Genomic DNA, 13,964 nt, shown 5'->3' on the forward strand with positions numbered 1-13,964 from the left:
GCGCTCCGCGTCCGTACTTCCTGGTGTTGGGCCGTTCATCATCCAGGAGGCACGATGCGCATCTCGCGCGGCACGGCAGGAACCGCGTTCGTGGGCGGAGCCATGATTCTGACCCTCACCGCGCTCGCCTATCCCACCATGCTGGGCGTACAGACCTCATCCACCTCGCAGGACCGGGTGGTGGCCAACACGAACTACGGCCCCCTGACCGAGCAGGACCGTGACTTCGTGGTGAAGGTGCGCGCGGCCGGACTGTGGGAGCACCCGCTGGGGCTGCTCGCGATGGAGCGCGGTACGACGCCGGAGATGAAGGAGGCGGGCGAGCATCTGGTGGTCGGGCACGGCCGGCTGGACGCCAGCTGCCGCAGGATCTCCCTGGAGCTCGGCATCACGCTGCCGAACCAGGCGTCGCCGCAGCAGCAGGGGTTCGTGGAGACGGTGAAGGCCACGAGCGGCAAGGAGTTCGACTCCACGGCGGTGAACATCATGCGCGTGACGCACGGGCAGATCTTCCCCGCGATCGCCAAGGTCCGCGCGAACACCCGCAACACGCTGATCCGGCAGCTGGCGGACCAGGCCAACGACACCGTGCTCGACCACATCACGGTCCTGGAGAAGACCGGTCTGGTCAATCACGAGCAGGTGAACTTCCAGCAGACCAGCCCGCCTAAGCTGCCGAACGAGCAGGTGACGCCGCCGGCGCCGCAGGCGGGCGCGCCGGTGCTGGCCCTGCCGATCCCGAAGGAGCTGGAGGACCTCAACACGGCCTCCCCGGCGCCGTCGCCCTCCGGCACGGTGCGCTGACGCGTCCGCGGTCCGCGGTCAGGACCTGCGGCGGGGCTTGCCCCGTCGCGGGTCCTTCGCCGTTCCGCCGCCGGTGCCCCGCCGGGCACGGCCCGCGGCCCCGGCGGACGGCTGCCGACGGCGTCCGCCGTCGCTCCGGTCCGACCGGTCCTTCTTCTGCTTCGCCTGCTTCTCCTGCGCGGGCTGCGGCCGGCGGCCGCGGGTGCTGTTGACGGTCCGGCCGCGCACGATGCCGATGAAGTCCTCGACCAGGTCCGTGGTCGCCGCCTCCGGCCAGGCCAGACCCACGCTCGAGGCGGGCGCGTCCTCCAGGGGGCGGTGGGTGAGGTCCTTGCGGTGGTGCAGCCGGGCCAGCGACAGGGGCGCCACGAGCACGCCGATCCCGGCGGCGACCAGCTCGATCGCGTCGGCGGTGGTGGCCGGGCGTTCCAGGGCGGGGCGGCCGGGCAGGGTCTCCCAGGCGAGCACGTCGTCGAGGGGGTGCAGCACGATGTCGTCCGCGAGGTCCTCGACGGTGACCGAGTCGGCGGCGGTGACCAGATGGTCCTTGGGGACCACGACGACGGTCTGCTCGGTGTAGAGGGGGATGGCGCTGAGCACCGTCCGGTCGACGGGGAGCCGGACGAGACCGGCGTCGGCCTCGCCGTCCAGCAGCATCCCGTGCGCCGGCGCCGGGGGCGCCTGGGTGAGGGTCAGCGGGACGTCGGGCTGCCGCTCGTTCCAGACGCGCACCCACTTGTCGGGCATCACGCCGGGGACGTACACGAGGCGGAGCGAGGGGGACACTTCCGGGCCGGTCACCTGGCCAGGTTACCGGCCGTGGTCGGCGGCCGTGCACACGCTCGATACCCTGGACGCCATGACGCAGCACCAGAGCACCCAGACGATGAAGCCCGCGACCGCGGCGAAGAAACTGGGTGTGTACCTCGATGCCACCCCCGCCGAGTTCCGGGAGGGCGTGGTCTCGCGTGCGGAACTGAACGCGCTCCAGACCGATCCTCCGCAGTGGCTGCGGGACCTGCGGCGCGACGGCCCGCACCCCCGCCCGGTGGTCGCGGCCAAGCTGGGCGTCTCGATCTCCGGTCTGGCCCGTGGCGGGGTGACCGAGCCGCTCACCACCGAGCAGATCGAGGCGCTGAAGGAGGAGCGCCCCGAGTGGCTGGAGCGGGAGCGCGCCACCCAGGCCGAGGTCCGCAAGGAGGCGGCCCGGCTGAAGAAGCGCGGGAGCGAGGGCACCGAGGGCGGCGCCTGAGGTCCGCCTCCGACGGCACAGACACCCCCGGCCGGGTCCCCGGTCCGGGGGTGTTCCGCTTCCGTTCCCCCCCCCCGCATGACGGGACATGACGGGAAGCGGACACCGTCCCACCCCTTCCGGAGAACAGATATATGCACCACCATGTGGCGCTATCGCACGCGCCCGTGGCGGCGCGGCCGACCGTGCCCGGGGTGGGACATGCACGACACCAGGTGGAAGCAGGCCGTCGAATGGCTGGCCGCGGCGGCCACGGACCCGCAGGAGTGCAAACGCCAGTGGGACCGCGGTCAGGGCACGGCCCTGCTCGCGGCCGGGCGGTACTGGGACGTGCTGAGCGTGCCCGACCGCCTCGGGCTGCTGGCCCTGGATCTGCTGTGGAGCGATCCGCTGGAGATGCCCGGGCCCACGCTGGTGGACGTCACGGCACGCCGTGTGGGCTTCTTCCTGCCGCCCGACCCGGGCAGCGAGTGGGTGGGCTTCGGGGTACGGCACGTGGGACGCGGGTCCTGGGTGGCCGTGCCGCCGCCGTACCGGCCCTCCGGACGGCTGGAGTGGCTGGTCCCGCCGGACGGCACCGGCACGCTGCACGCGGCGGAGCCGCTGGAACGGGCGCTGCGGCGGGCGACCGGGACGCTCGCGGTGCTCGCCCCGGTCAGCGCGGAGCCGGCCGGTCCGGACTGCTGGTGAGCTCCGGTTCCGGCGCCTCCTCGGCCGCGGCCGCCTCGGACGACTCACGGGAAGACATCCCCTCGGGCGTCTCGCCGGACGGCATGGCCCCGGACGTCTCCGTCTCCGGGGCCAGCAGGGGGACCGGGACGCGGAACGGCACGGTGGGCGCCGGGCCGTGGTCGTTCGCGGTCATGACGGCGAACGACGCCCACGGCCCGTCCCTGTGCCCCGGGACGGTGCATCCCTTCGCCCGCCACTCCGCGACGAGTTCCGCGTAGATCGGTGTGTTCGCCACATGGCCGCCGGTCAGTTGCGCGTACGGCCGGTTCACGGCGCCGTGCCCGAGAAGGCGCCGCGCCGTCTCAGTGCTGTCCATGCCGGAGCAACGCGCCGCCGTGCGCCGGTGGTACGCCGTGGGCTCCACCTCCGCCCCGCGGGGGTGACATCGTCACCCGGTCGGCCGTACGCGTCGGGGAGGCGGGGTTTGACCCTCGACCTGGTCGAGGCGTCAGGGTCCGAGGTGTGGAGAGCGAGATGCGCAGCATTGGTGAGATGGCCCGCGAGAGCGGGCTGGGCGTCAGCGCCCTGCGGTTCTACGACCGTGCCGGTGTCCTGGTCCCCGACCAGGTCGATCCGGTCACGGGCTACCGCTGGTACGCGCCGGAGCAGCTCGGCGAGGCCCGGGTGCTGGCCCGGCTGCGCCGTGCCGGTATGCCGCTGGCGGACGTCCGGCTGGTCCTGGCCGGCTGGACGGCCGCCGACACCGAACTCGTACGCCGGCTCCTCGAGGCGCATCTGCGCCGGCTGGAGAAGGGGCTGTCGGCCGCCCGTGCCGAGTTCTCCGCGCTTCGTGACCTTCTCGACGACAGGGAGGACCCCCTCATGACCTCACCCCTTTCCGCCGCCCGGCTGTCCGTGTCCGGCCCCGGTCTGGCCGCCGCGCTGGACGCGGTCCGCTTCGCGGCCGGGACCGACCCGGAGCTGCCGGTGCTGGCCGGCGTCCATCTCGACGCCGAGGGCGACGCCCTGCACCTCGTGGCGACCGACCGCTATCGGATGGCGGTGGCCCGCACCGCGGCGAGCGGGCAGGGGGGCGGCCGCGTGCAGGCGACCGTGCCGCTGCCGCTCGCCGACGCGATGCGGTCGCTGCTGGACGGCGAGGACGAGGTGCGCCTCACCGTGGACGACGGGCGCGTGACCCTGGAGGCCGGTGACCGGCAGACGGGCGGGCGCTGTCTGGGGCAGGACTTCCCGGACTACCGGCGCCTGGTGCGGCTGCCCGCCGGACGTCGTGCGGAGGTGAAGGTGCCCGCGTTCACGGAGGCGGTGCGCACGGGTCCGGTGCGGCTGCACGAGGACGGCGGGGCGACGTGCGAGCTGACGGTGCTGGAGGTGTCGGAGGACGGCCGGGTCGCGCCGGTCCCGGAGGGCGCCGACGGCCCGGACCTCGTCGCGGTGAACCGGGCGTTCCTGCTGGACGCGCTGGCCGCGGCGGCCGACGACCGGCTCGTCCTGGAGTTCGGCGCCCCGACGGCCCCGCTCGTGATCCGCGGGGCCGGCGACGAGCACACGTTCTCGCTGCTGATGCCGGTGCGACTGTCCGACTGAGCCGGACGTCTTGTCCCCGGAGCGCACGACGGCCCGGGCGGCTCCCTCGCGGGGGCCGTCCGGGCCGTACGCACGGGCGGCGGGGGTCAGCGGTCGCGGCCGCTGTCCTCCATCGGCTCCAGCGTCTCCGCGGCGGGCGTGCCGCGCTGGGCCAGCAGGCCGTCGGGCGGGGGCGTGCCGCGTCCGGCCAGGCGCATCGCGATCGGCTCGGTGTAGCGGGCGGTGAGCGGTCCGAGCACCACCAGGACCAGGACGTACGCGGTGGCCAGCGGGCCGAGCTGGGGCTCGATGCCGGCGGTGACGGCGAGTCCGGCGATGACGATGGAGAACTCGCCGCGCGCCACCAGCGTGCCGCCCGCGCGCCAGCGGCCCTTGACGGAGATGCCGGCCCGGCGGGCCGCCCACCAGCCGGTGGCGATCTTCGTGAGGACGGTGACGACGGCCAGGCCCAGCGCCGGGAGGATGACCGGCGGGATGGACTGCGGGTCGGTGTGCAGGCCGAAGAAGACGAAGAACACCGCGGCGAACAGGTCGCGCAGCGGGGCGAGCAGGTTGTGCGCGCCCTCCGCGACCTCGCCGGACAGGGCGATGCCGACGAGGAACGCGCCGACGGCGGCCGACACCTGGAGCTGCTGGGCGATGCCGGCGACCAGCAGGGTCAGGCCGAGCACGACGAGCAGCAGCTTCTCCGGGTCGTCGCTGGAGACGAAGCGGGAGATCACGCGTCCGTAGCGGACGGCGACGAAGAGCACGAGACCGGCGACGCCCAGCGCGATGGCGAGGGTGACGCTGCCCGCGGCGAGGCTGACGCCGGCCAGCAGGGCGGTGATGATCGGGAGGTAGACGGCCATCGCCAGGTCCTCGAGCACGAGGATGCTGAGGATGACCGGGGTCTCTCGGTTGCCGAGCCGGCCCAGGTCGCCGAGGACCTTGGCGATGACGCCGGAGGAGGAGATCCAGGTGACGCCCGCGAGCACCACGGCGGCGACCGGGCCCCAGCCCATGAGCAGGGCGAGGGCGGCGCCGGGCAGGGCGTTGAGCGTCATGTCGACGAGACCGGCGGGGTACTGCGTCTTGAGGTTGGAGACGAGGTCGCTGGCCGTGTACTCGAGGCCGAGCATGAGGAGCAGCAGGATGACGCCGATCTCGGCGCCGATCGCGACGAACTCCTCGCTGGCGCCGAGCGGCAGCAGGCCGCCCTCGCCGAACGCGAGGCCGGCCAGCAGGTAGAGGGGGATGGGCGAGAACTGGAGGCGTCCGGCGAGGCGGCCGAGCAGGCCGAGACCGAGGATGATCGCGCCGAACTCGATGAGGAAGATCGCGGAAGAGTGCACGCGCTCACTCCCGCCCGAGGATCTCGGCGGCGGCGTCGATGCCTTCGCGGGTGCCGATCACGATCAGGGTGTCGCCGCCGGCGAGCCGGAAGTCCGGCGCGGGCGACGGGATCGCCTCCGCGCGACGCAGGACGGCCACGATCGACACTCCCGTGTCGGTGCGCATCCGCGTCTCGCCCAGCAGGCGTCCGTTCCAGTGGGAGACCGAGGACAGCTCGATGCGCTCGGCGACCAGGCCCAGGTCGGTGGTGTGCAGCAGGTTGGGGCTGTGGTGGGCCGGCATCAGCGCGTCGATGAGCGCGGCCGACTCGGCGACGCTGAGCCGCAGCGAGCGGGCGCAGGCGTCCGGGTCGTCGGAGCGGTAGACGTTGACCGTACGGGCGCCGTCGCGGTGCGCGATGACGGACAGGTGCTCGTGCTCACGCGTGGTGAGGTCGTATTTGACACCGATGCCCGGCAACGGTGTCGCGCTCATCCGTGGAGCAGGCACAGCCCGTCCCCTTCCCGTCTTCTTCTCAAGCCGTCCGATGTGCGGGGGCTGAACGGACCGGCGCACGGCACCAGGTGGCCACCCTCACTGCCGTAATGGTGCCATCCCGCCATTCGGCCGGAACATGGGTGTTGCCACGGATGGACAGCCCGCGGGACCACGGCGAGGATCTCCGAGGACGTCGTGTCCCCGCAGGTCAGCGGGGTGTACCGGACAAAGCGCAGGAATCGGATGCGTAGCGGACCGCCCGCGTGGGTACTCGGTGGCATCTTCCGGGGACGGGAGTGTGTGGTGGACGACACGGTGATCGTCGGAGTGGACGGCTCCTCCTCCAGCCTCGCCGCCGCCGACGTGGCGGCCGAGGAGGCTCGGCTGCGTGGGGCCCGGCTGCGCATCGTGCACGCGTTCACCCGGCCCGCGGACCTGGATCCGATGATCCACGGGGTGCTGGCCGAGACGGAGCAGCGGATCCACGAGCGCGTCCCCGGACTGGAGATCACCCGCACCGTGGTGTCCGGCGACGCCCTGACGGTGCTGGGGACCGAGTCGCGGCACGCGGTGCTGACCGTGCTGGGGCGGCGCGGCCGGAGCCTCTTCGGCGACCTGCTGCTGGGCTCGACGGCCATGCAGCTGGCGGCGCACGGGCACGGCCCTCTCATGGTGATGCGCGGGCGGCCCGACCCCCGGGGTCCCGTACTGCTGGCCGCGGACGGCTCGCCCGCCGGGAACGCCGCCGCGTCCTTCGCGTTCACGGAGGCAGAACTGCGCGGGGCGCCGCTGACGGCCATGCACGTCTGGAACACCTGGAGCGAGCCCACGCCGTACGAGGCCCCGGGCGATCCGCTGAGCGTGGTGGTGGACCTGGATCAGCTCGAACTGCGTCACCGGCGGCTGCTGGAGGACGCGATGCGGCCCTGGATGGCCGCGCACCCTGAGGTCGTCGTCCAGCCGCGCCTCGAGCGGGGCCGGGTCCGGCAGGCGCTGCTGGAGGCGACGCGCGAGGCGCAGCTGGTGGTGGCCGGAGCACGCGGCCACGGCGGGGTCGCCGGCATGTTGCTCGGCTCGGTCAGCCAGGCCCTGCTGCACCACGCGGACTGCCCGGTCACGGTGGTGCGGTCACTGTGAGCTGAGGGGGCGTCAACCCCCTCAGCTCCGTTCCGTCAGCCGACGCGCTTGATGGGCGGGCAATGCCATCGCGCGTCGATGACCTCAGGGCGCGGGAGGTACATGCGCAGCGCGGCGTACCAGATGCCCTGCTGCGGCGTGGGCAGCCAGTTGGACTCCCGCTCGGGCCCCGGCGAGTCCGGCTGCAGATAGAGGGTCAGACTCCCGTCCTCGTCTGTGACCAGCCCTCGGGTGCGGTCTCCGACGGAGTACCGGTTGATCGGGTTCGGGATCAGGTTCCGGTCCTCGTCGTAGGCGGTCAGCGACCAGAACGCGTCGACCGGGGGCATCGACCCCGCCTCGAAGCGCAGCTCGTAGCGGCCGGTGGTCAGCGTCTCGTCGGCGTCGTCGGTGAAGGCCGTCAGGTAGACCGCTTCCTCGGGATCGTTGACGGCGATGCCCACCAGGGACTACTCCGCGGCCCGCCTGAGAAAGTCGTCCCCGTAGTGCCCGACCTCCCCCTGCGGGTAGCGCCAGCCGTTGACCAGCTCGGCCCACTGGCCGCTGAGCAGCTGCTGTTCGAGCATGGGCACGGCGGTGGCGGCGGCCCGGATCAGGCCCTCCTTCACCGGCTCCGGCTGCGCCTCGACGTCCAGCCCCGGGCCGATGCCGATCTCCGCGAACTGCCGGAGCAGGACGTCGTGGTGCGTCGGCAGAGGGTTCTCGGCCAGCGCCGCGTTGAGCGTCTTCCACGGACCGAGCGGATCCTCGGCGGGGTCGACCGGTACCGGTACGTCGCGGCGTTCCGGGAGCGTGGCGCCTTCCTCGCCGAGCAGGTGGAGCGGTGTCAGCCGGTACTGCCGCTGCAGCGCGTGGACGGCTGGGAGGTCCTCCTCGCCCTCGACGAGGGTGCGCCCGACGATCAGGACCCACGGGGTGGGGGCGGTCGCCGTGCGGCGCACGCCCTCCGGGAGGTCCCCGCTCCAGCCCGGGCCGATGAGGGCGAAGTCACCGGCCTGCGATCCGGTCGCCCGCATGCCCACGTAGTCGTAGTTGTCGGAGGTGAAGGCGACCAGTTCGAAGGTGAAGTAGCGGGCGCCCATGTCCGGATGCGAGAGAATGAGGGGCTCCTCCCGCAGGTCCGCCCACGCCCAGGAATACAGCGTGTCGATGTTGGGTGACACGCCCGCCCTGTCCGAGACGTCCCAGAGACCGCGCGCATGCCAGAAGTGGTTGACGGCCATGTAGGGCGTCGTTTCCGTCTCGGGCTTCTGGGTCACCCAACGGTGGCGAAGCTCTGCGTTGTAGAGGTAGGGGAAGCCGTAGACGAAGGCCTGCTGCCCCAACGTGTACGCGTACTCGCGGCGCCAGTCGTCCACCCGGCCGGTCAGCGTCGGCTTCACCGAGTGCCATGCCACGGGCAGGGCCCGCGTCACCTTCCGGGCGCGATCGATGGTGTCCCCCGGGTGACGTACGGCCGCCGCGGTGGCCTTTCCGGTGGCGGCCGCCGCCTGGCCGATGCCGGCTGCCGCCGCGGCGAGACCGTGGCGCAGCCCTCGCCCGGGATGGTTGCTGTTGGTTGAGGCCATCACCGCGTTCCTCTCTCCTGAGGCTGGACGGCACAACGTGCGGCCACCTTCGCGGGGTTGCCGGGCCGGTGCTCGAACAAGCACCTTCTCTTCGAGTAGATCACCACGTCCATACCCCGGCAAATGGGGCTCGTGAGCCGGTCCGCACCCTCGTCACGCGAGGAACGACAGCCGCACCCGACGCTCGGCGTTGTCCTTGTTGGTGTCGACCAGGCAGACCGACTGCCAGGTGCCCAGCTCCAGGCGGCCGTTGATCACCGGGAGGGTCGCGTGCGGCGGGACGAGAGCCGGGAGGACGTGGTCGCGGCCGTGGCCGGGGCTGCCGTGACGGTGCTGCCAGCGGTCGTCGGCGGGCAGCAGGGTGTGCAGCGCGGAGAGCAGGTCCTCGTCGCTGCCGGCGCCGGTCTCGATGACGGCGATGCCGGCCGTGGCGTGCGGCACGAACACGTTGAGCAGGCCGTCCCGGCCGGCCGCGGTGTCCCGCAGGAAGGTCTCGCAGTCGCCGGTGATGTCGACGACCCGCTCGGCGGAGCCGGTGGTGAGGGTCAGGACTCGGGTGGTGAAGGCGTCGGACATGCGCCCATCCTGACGCACGCGGCGCGCGTCCCGCGCCTCGGCGGAGCGCGTCCGGGAAGATCCACCGCACCTCGGGTGTTGGTGGAAGCGTGAACCATGTGCGCGAGGTCGAGGTGGTCGTCGTCGGCGCCGGGCAGGCCGGACTGTCGAGCGCCTATCACCTGCGGCGCACCGGCTTCGAGCCGGACCGCGACTTCGTGGTGCTGGACCACTCCCCCCGGCCCGGCGGCGCCTGGCAGTTCCGCTGGCCCTCGCTGACGTACGGCAAGGTGCACGGGATGCACGCGCTGCCCGGGATGGAGCTGACGGACGCCGATCCGCTGCGGCCCTCCGCCGAGGTGATCGGCGCGTACTTCGACCGCTACGAGCGGATGTTCGACCTGCGGGTGCGCCGCCCGGTGGACGTGCGCGCGGTGCGGGAGGGGTCCGGCGGGCGGCTGCTGGTGGAGACCTCGCACGGCACCTGGGCGACCCGCGCGCTGATCAACGCGACCGGCACCTGGGACCGGCCCTTCCGGCCCCGCTACCCGGGCCAGGAGACCTTCCTCGGACGGCAGTTGCACACCGCGCAGTACCCAGGTCCGCAGGCGTTCGCCGGGCTGCGGGTGGTCGTGGTGGGCGGCGGCGCGTCCGGCACCCAGCATCTGCTGGAGATCGCTCCGTACGCGGCGGCCACCACCTGGGTGACGCGGCGGCCGCCCGTCTGGCGGGAGGAGCCCTTCGACGAGAACGCGGGCCGTGAGGCCGTGGCCCTCGTAGAGGAACGCGTCCGGCAGGGGCTGCCCCCGCGCAGCGTGGTCTCCGTGACGGGGCTGCCGCTGAACGACGCGATCCGGCGGGGACTTTCGGACGGGGTGCTCGACCGCCTGCCGATGTTCGACCGGATCGAGCCCGAGGGTGTGGTGTGGGACGACGGGCGCCGGGTCGCGGCGGACGTGATCCTGTGGGCGACCGGGTTCCGGCCCGTGATCGGCCATCTCGCGCCGCTGCGGCTGCGGGAGCCCGGCGGCGGGATCCGCGTGGAGGGCACCCGGGTGGTCGGCGACCCGCGGATCCACCTGGTCGGCTACGGTCCCTCGGCCAGCACGATCGGCGCCAACCGGGCCGGACGGGCGGCCGTGCGGGACATCCGGCGGCTGCTGGCCGAGGAGCCCGCCGCGGCCTGAACGGCGGTCACGGCGAGGACGGCCGCGCGGACTTCTCCGCGGTCTTCTTCCGTTCGGCCTCCGCCTCCGCCACATTGCGCTGGTGCTCCGCGAGGTCCGCGGTGAAGCGGGTCTCCCCCGGCCGGACCGTGACGAAGTACAGCCAGTCGCCCGGGGTGGGGTTGATCGCGGCGCGCACGGCGTCCTCGCCGGGGTTGTCGATGGGGGTCGGCGGCAGCCCCATGCGCCGGTAGGAGTTGTACGGGCTGTCGACCTCGGTGTCGGCGGGGGTGGTGCGCGCCGTGGTGCGGCTGAGGGCGTAGTCGACGGTGGAGTCCATCTGCAGCGGCATGCCGCGCTCCAGCCGGTTGAAGATCACCCGGGCCACCTTGCCCATGTCCGCCCGGGTGGCGGCCTCGGCCTGGACGATGCTGGCGACGGTGACCGCCTGGTAGACGTTCATCGCGTTGCGCTGCGCTCCGGCGGCGACGGGGGCGCCGTTGAACTTCTTGTTGGCCGTGTCGACCATGCGGGCCAGCAGCTTCTGCGGAGTGGCGTTCTCCGGGAGCGGATACGTGTCCGGGAAGAGATAGCCCTCGGGGTTGCCCTCCGCCTCGTTCGGCAGTCTCAGATGCAGCTTGGCGAGGGACTTCTTCGTGGTGCCCGCGGGCAGGTCGAGGGTCTTGTCGATGGTGGCGTAGACCTGGCTCGCCCGCCATCCCGCGGGGACGACCAGGGTCTCGGGGCGGGGCTCCTCCTCGTCGGCCATGATCAGCAGCGGCACCGCCACGGCGGTGCCGGCCACGACGGCCCCGAGCGTCGCCAGGGCGAGACGGCCGCGGCGCGTCAGTCGGATCGAGTTCCGTGACGGAGTGTTCGTCTGCATGCGGGCACGGTAACCCGCATATGGTCATAAACCCGGCATATTTTCAGCTTGTCGGCTCCAGTCGAGCGTCCCGTCGCACGAGGGCCGCGTAGCGCCCTTCGCGCTCCAGCAGCTCCTCGTGGGTGCCGCGTTCCGCCACGCGGCCGGAATCCAGGACGACGATCTGATCGGCGCCTCGGACGGTGGACAGCCGGTGGGCGATGGTGAGGGTGGTGCGGTCGGCCGACAGCGCGTCGATGGCGGCCTGCACCGCCGCCTCGGTACGGGTGTCCAGCGCGCTGGTGGCCTCGTCGAGGACGAGCACCGGAGGGTCGCGCAGGATGGTCCGCGCGATCGCCAGGCGCTGCTTCTCGCCGCCGGAGAAGCGGTGGCCCCGTTCGCCGACGACGGTGTCGTACCCGTCCGGCAGGGCCGCGATGTGGTCGTGGATCTGGGCGGCCTTCGCCGCCGCGTGCAGCTCCTCGTCGGTGGCGTCGGGCTTGGCGAAGCGCAGGTTGTCCGCGACCGACGCGTGGAAGAGGTACGTCTCCTGGGAGACGACGCCCACCGCGCGGGCCAGGGTGTCGAAGTCGAGGTCGCGCACGTCCACCCCGTCGAGGGTGACCCGCCCGCCCGTGACGTCGTACAGCCGCGGCACCAGGTGGCCGAGCGTGGACTTGCCGGCGCCGGTCGGGCCGACCACGGCGAGGCTCCCGCCCGGCAGGACGGTGATGTCGATGCCGTCGAGAACCGGGCCGCCCTTGCCGTCGTAGCCGAACGAGACGTTCTCGAAGCGGACCTCGCCCTTGACCCGATCCAGCCGCACCGGGTCCTCGCGCTCGGTGATGTCGACCGGCAGGTCGAGGTACTCGAAGATGCGCTGGAAGAGGGCGAGCGAGGTCTGGATCTGCACGCCGGTGGACAGCAGGCTCACCGCCGGGCGGAACAGGCCCTGCTGGAGCGAGACGAACGCGACGATGGTGCCGATCGACACCCCCGGGCCGCCCGAGTGCAGGGCGAGGCCGGCCGTCCAGTAGATGACCGCCGGCATGGCGGCCATGACGATCGTGATGACCGCCATCCGCCAGCGGCCGGCCATGTTCGACCGCACCTCCAGATCGACGAGGCGCTCGGACTCGTCGGCGAAGCCGGCGGTCAGCGAGTCGGAGCGGCCCATCGTGCGGCCGAGCAGGATGCCGCTGACCGACAGCGACTCGGTGACCGTGGCCGCCATCGCGGCCATCTGCTTCTGACGCCGGGTGGTGATCTTCTTGCGTTCGTTGCCGACGCGGCGGCTGATCCAGACGAAGACCGGCAGCAGCGCCAGCGACACGACCGTCAGACGCCAGTCCAGCGCGAGCATCGCCACGATCGTCGCGACCACGCTCGTGAGGTTGGAGACCAGCGAGGTCGCCGTGGAGGTCACGGTGGCCTGCATGCCGCCGATGTCGTTGGCGATGCGGGACTGCACCTCGCCGGTGCGGGTGCGGGTGAAGAAGGCGAGCGACATGCGCTGCAGACGCCCGTAGACGGCGGTGCGCAGGTCGTGCATGACCCGCTGGCCCACGGTCGTGGAGATCAGGGTCTGCAGCACGCCGAAGACGCTGGTGAGCACGGCGCTGAGGATCATGCCCAGCGCCAGCAGGCTGAGCAGGCCGGTGCGGCCCTCGGGCAGCGCGACGTCGAGGATCGCCTTCAGCAGGAACGGCGAGGCGACCGACACGAGCGACGACGCCCCGACGAGCAGTCCGACGATCGCGAGGCGGCCCCGGTAGGGACGGAAGAGACGCAGGATGCGCCGCACCTGCCGGGGTTCCTGCTCGGCTCCGGCGGGCGGCGTCCATGCGGGTGCGTGGTCGGGGTGCATGGTCTCCTTCGGGGTGCGGCTCTCGGTGAACGGTATTCATTGTTACCCATACTCACAATGAGCGACATCCTGATAATGTTCCCGCATGACCGCCCCCGACCCCGACGGCCTGCTGGCCGAGCAACTGCTCCGGCTCACCCGCCGGGTGCATCGCATCCAGAAGCGCCATCTGGAGCGGCGCGAGCTCGGCATCACTCCTGCCCAGTCCCGGCTGCTGCGCACCCTCGCGCACTACAGCTCACCGCCCCGCATGGCCGACCTCGCGGAGCGGCTGGAGGTGGTGCCCCGCGCGGTGACCACGCTGGTCGACGGGCTGGAGGCGCACGGCACGGTACGCAGGGTCCCGGATCCGGCCAACCGGCGCGTGATCCGCATCGAGCTGACCGACGCGGGCCGCGAGACGCTCCGGGAACTGCGCGCGGCACGGCGGGCGGCCGCGTCGGAGATCCTCGCCCCGCTGGGGGAACGGGAGCGGGAGCAGCTCGGTGAGCTGCTGAACACGCTGGTCGACGGTCCCACGGGCCCGCCCTGCGAGGAGGGGCCTGCCGGGCGGCCGGATCCGGTGGAGGGCTGACGTCCCGGAGGGCGTGGCCGAGGCCCCGCTCGTGGCCGGTAAAAACCGGTTGCCCGTGGATGCGTGACGGAGTCAACCTGTCAC

16 protein-coding genes are annotated in these 13,964 nt (G+C 72.6%); 7 read left to right on the forward strand and 9 right to left on the reverse strand.

Features of this window, described 5'->3' with window-relative positions:
- The first annotated feature begins 54 nt into the window (after window positions 1-54).
- Window positions 55-804 carry a DUF4142 domain-containing protein gene (locus tag ACP7TJ_RS03540; RefSeq protein WP_093765072.1) on the forward strand — a complete coding sequence of 250 codons (750 nt, stop codon included), beginning with the start codon at window positions 55-57 and terminating at the stop codon, window positions 802-804.
- A gap of 18 nt (window positions 805-822) precedes the next feature.
- On the opposite strand, the gene ACP7TJ_RS03545 is transcribed toward ACP7TJ_RS03540, so the two are convergent.
- Window positions 823-1,605, reverse strand: coding sequence for a LysR family transcriptional regulator substrate-binding protein (locus tag ACP7TJ_RS03545; RefSeq protein WP_427762056.1), 783 nt, complete (start codon window positions 1,603-1,605; stop codon window positions 823-825).
- Window positions 1,606-1,663: 58 nt separating this feature from the next.
- Here ACP7TJ_RS03545 and ACP7TJ_RS03550 point away from each other — a divergent pair, with 58 nt between their 5' ends.
- Window positions 1,664-2,056, forward strand: coding sequence for a DUF5997 family protein (locus ACP7TJ_RS03550; RefSeq protein ID WP_367474196.1), 393 nt, complete (start codon window positions 1,664-1,666; stop codon window positions 2,054-2,056).
- Window positions 2,057-2,257: 201 nt separating this feature from the next.
- On the forward strand, window positions 2,258-2,746 hold the full coding sequence (locus ACP7TJ_RS03555; RefSeq protein ID WP_093765075.1) for a hypothetical protein: 489 nt from the start codon (window positions 2,258-2,260) through the stop codon (window positions 2,744-2,746).
- On the opposite strand, the gene ACP7TJ_RS03560 is transcribed toward ACP7TJ_RS03555, so the two are convergent.
- Window positions 2,712-3,104 (reverse strand): hypothetical protein, encoded by a 393-nt coding sequence (locus ACP7TJ_RS03560; RefSeq protein WP_193459713.1) that lies wholly within the window; start codon window positions 3,102-3,104, stop codon window positions 2,712-2,714. The genes ACP7TJ_RS03555 and ACP7TJ_RS03560 overlap by 35 nt on opposite strands.
- 158 nt (window positions 3,105-3,262) lie before the next feature.
- Between ACP7TJ_RS03560 and ACP7TJ_RS03565 the strand changes: the two genes are divergently transcribed.
- Window positions 3,263-4,336 (forward strand): MerR family transcriptional regulator, encoded by a 1,074-nt coding sequence (locus ACP7TJ_RS03565; RefSeq protein WP_167742429.1) that lies wholly within the window; start codon window positions 3,263-3,265, stop codon window positions 4,334-4,336.
- Between the two features lie 86 nt (window positions 4,337-4,422).
- Here ACP7TJ_RS03565 and ACP7TJ_RS03570 read toward each other — a convergent pair whose 3' ends face one another.
- Window positions 4,423-5,670, reverse strand: a complete 1,248-nt coding sequence (locus ACP7TJ_RS03570) for a cation:proton antiporter (protein ID WP_093765077.1) — start codon at window positions 5,668-5,670, stop codon at window positions 4,423-4,425.
- Window positions 5,671-5,674: 4 nt separating this feature from the next.
- Window positions 5,675-6,145 (reverse strand): cation:proton antiporter regulatory subunit, encoded by a 471-nt coding sequence (locus ACP7TJ_RS03575; protein WP_167742430.1) that lies wholly within the window; start codon window positions 6,143-6,145, stop codon window positions 5,675-5,677.
- Window positions 6,146-6,451: 306 nt separating this feature from the next.
- On the opposite strand from ACP7TJ_RS03575, the gene ACP7TJ_RS03580 reads away from it, so the two are divergent.
- Complete coding sequence (locus tag ACP7TJ_RS03580) at window positions 6,452-7,285, forward strand: universal stress protein (protein ID WP_093765079.1); 834 nt, start codon at window positions 6,452-6,454, stop codon at window positions 7,283-7,285.
- 35 nt (window positions 7,286-7,320) lie between these two features.
- Here the strand turns inward: ACP7TJ_RS03580 and ACP7TJ_RS03585 are convergent, their stop codons facing one another.
- The 3 genes from ACP7TJ_RS03585 to ACP7TJ_RS03595 form a co-directional block, all read right to left on the reverse strand.
- The gene (locus ACP7TJ_RS03585; protein ID WP_427762063.1) at window positions 7,321-7,728 is read right to left on the reverse strand and encodes a DUF1214 domain-containing protein; all 408 of its coding nucleotides are present in this window, start codon (window positions 7,726-7,728) and stop codon (window positions 7,321-7,323) included.
- 6 nt (window positions 7,729-7,734) lie between these two features.
- The gene (locus ACP7TJ_RS03590) at window positions 7,735-8,853 is read right to left on the reverse strand and encodes a DUF1254 domain-containing protein (protein ID WP_427762066.1); all 1,119 of its coding nucleotides are present in this window, start codon (window positions 8,851-8,853) and stop codon (window positions 7,735-7,737) included.
- Between the two features lie 153 nt (window positions 8,854-9,006).
- On the reverse strand, window positions 9,007-9,429 hold the full coding sequence (locus ACP7TJ_RS03595; RefSeq protein WP_093765081.1) for a secondary thiamine-phosphate synthase enzyme YjbQ: 423 nt from the start codon (window positions 9,427-9,429) through the stop codon (window positions 9,007-9,009).
- A gap of 89 nt (window positions 9,430-9,518) precedes the next feature.
- Between ACP7TJ_RS03595 and ACP7TJ_RS03600 the strand changes: the two genes are divergently transcribed.
- Window positions 9,519-10,595, forward strand: coding sequence for an NAD(P)-binding domain-containing protein (locus ACP7TJ_RS03600; protein ID WP_189910719.1), 1,077 nt, complete (start codon window positions 9,519-9,521; stop codon window positions 10,593-10,595).
- 7 nt (window positions 10,596-10,602) lie between these two features.
- Here the strand turns inward: ACP7TJ_RS03600 and mltG are convergent, their stop codons facing one another.
- A complete protein-coding gene (mltG, locus tag ACP7TJ_RS03605) occupies window positions 10,603-11,460 on the reverse strand; it encodes an endolytic transglycosylase MltG (RefSeq protein ID WP_189910720.1) in 858 nt (285 codons plus the stop codon).
- 43 nt (window positions 11,461-11,503) lie between these two features.
- Complete coding sequence (locus ACP7TJ_RS03610) at window positions 11,504-13,306, reverse strand: ABC transporter ATP-binding protein (protein WP_427762069.1); 1,803 nt, start codon at window positions 13,304-13,306, stop codon at window positions 11,504-11,506.
- Between the two features lie 85 nt (window positions 13,307-13,391).
- Between ACP7TJ_RS03610 and ACP7TJ_RS03615 the strand changes: the two genes are divergently transcribed.
- Window positions 13,392-13,880 carry a MarR family winged helix-turn-helix transcriptional regulator gene (locus ACP7TJ_RS03615; protein ID WP_093765085.1) on the forward strand — a complete coding sequence of 163 codons (489 nt, stop codon included), beginning with the start codon at window positions 13,392-13,394 and terminating at the stop codon, window positions 13,878-13,880.
- Window positions 13,881-13,964: the final 84 nt, after the last annotated feature.

The organism is Streptomyces sp. DSM 41931, assembly GCF_050271085.1.
Taxonomy (GTDB): domain Bacteria; phylum Actinomycetota; class Actinomycetes; order Streptomycetales; family Streptomycetaceae; genus Streptomyces; species Streptomyces albogriseolus.

Coding starts and splice junctions, on each gene's coding strand:
- ACP7TJ_RS03615 (WP_093765085.1), top strand. CDS start 13,392: ATGACCGCCCCCGACCCCGACGGCCTGCTGGCCGAGCAACTGCTCCGG.
- ACP7TJ_RS03610 (WP_427762069.1), bottom strand. CDS start 13,306: ATGCACCCCGACCACGCACCCGCATGGACGCCGCCCGCCGGAGCCGAG.
- ACP7TJ_RS03590 (WP_427762066.1), bottom strand. CDS start 8,853: ATGGCCTCAACCAACAGCAACCATCCCGGGCGAGGGCTGCGCCACGGT.
- ACP7TJ_RS03575 (WP_167742430.1), bottom strand. CDS start 6,145: ATGAGCGCGACACCGTTGCCGGGCATCGGTGTCAAATACGACCTCACC.
- mltG (WP_189910720.1), bottom strand. CDS start 11,460: ATGCAGACGAACACTCCGTCACGGAACTCGATCCGACTGACGCGCCGC.
- ACP7TJ_RS03595 (WP_093765081.1), bottom strand. CDS start 9,429: ATGTCCGACGCCTTCACCACCCGAGTCCTGACCCTCACCACCGGCTCC.
- ACP7TJ_RS03555 (WP_093765075.1), top strand. CDS start 2,258: ATGCACGACACCAGGTGGAAGCAGGCCGTCGAATGGCTGGCCGCGGCG.
- ACP7TJ_RS03565 (WP_167742429.1), top strand. CDS start 3,263: ATGCGCAGCATTGGTGAGATGGCCCGCGAGAGCGGGCTGGGCGTCAGC.
- ACP7TJ_RS03560 (WP_193459713.1), bottom strand. CDS start 3,104: ATGGACAGCACTGAGACGGCGCGGCGCCTTCTCGGGCACGGCGCCGTG.
- ACP7TJ_RS03540 (WP_093765072.1), top strand. CDS start 55: ATGCGCATCTCGCGCGGCACGGCAGGAACCGCGTTCGTGGGCGGAGCC.
- ACP7TJ_RS03550 (WP_367474196.1), top strand. CDS start 1,664: ATGACGCAGCACCAGAGCACCCAGACGATGAAGCCCGCGACCGCGGCG.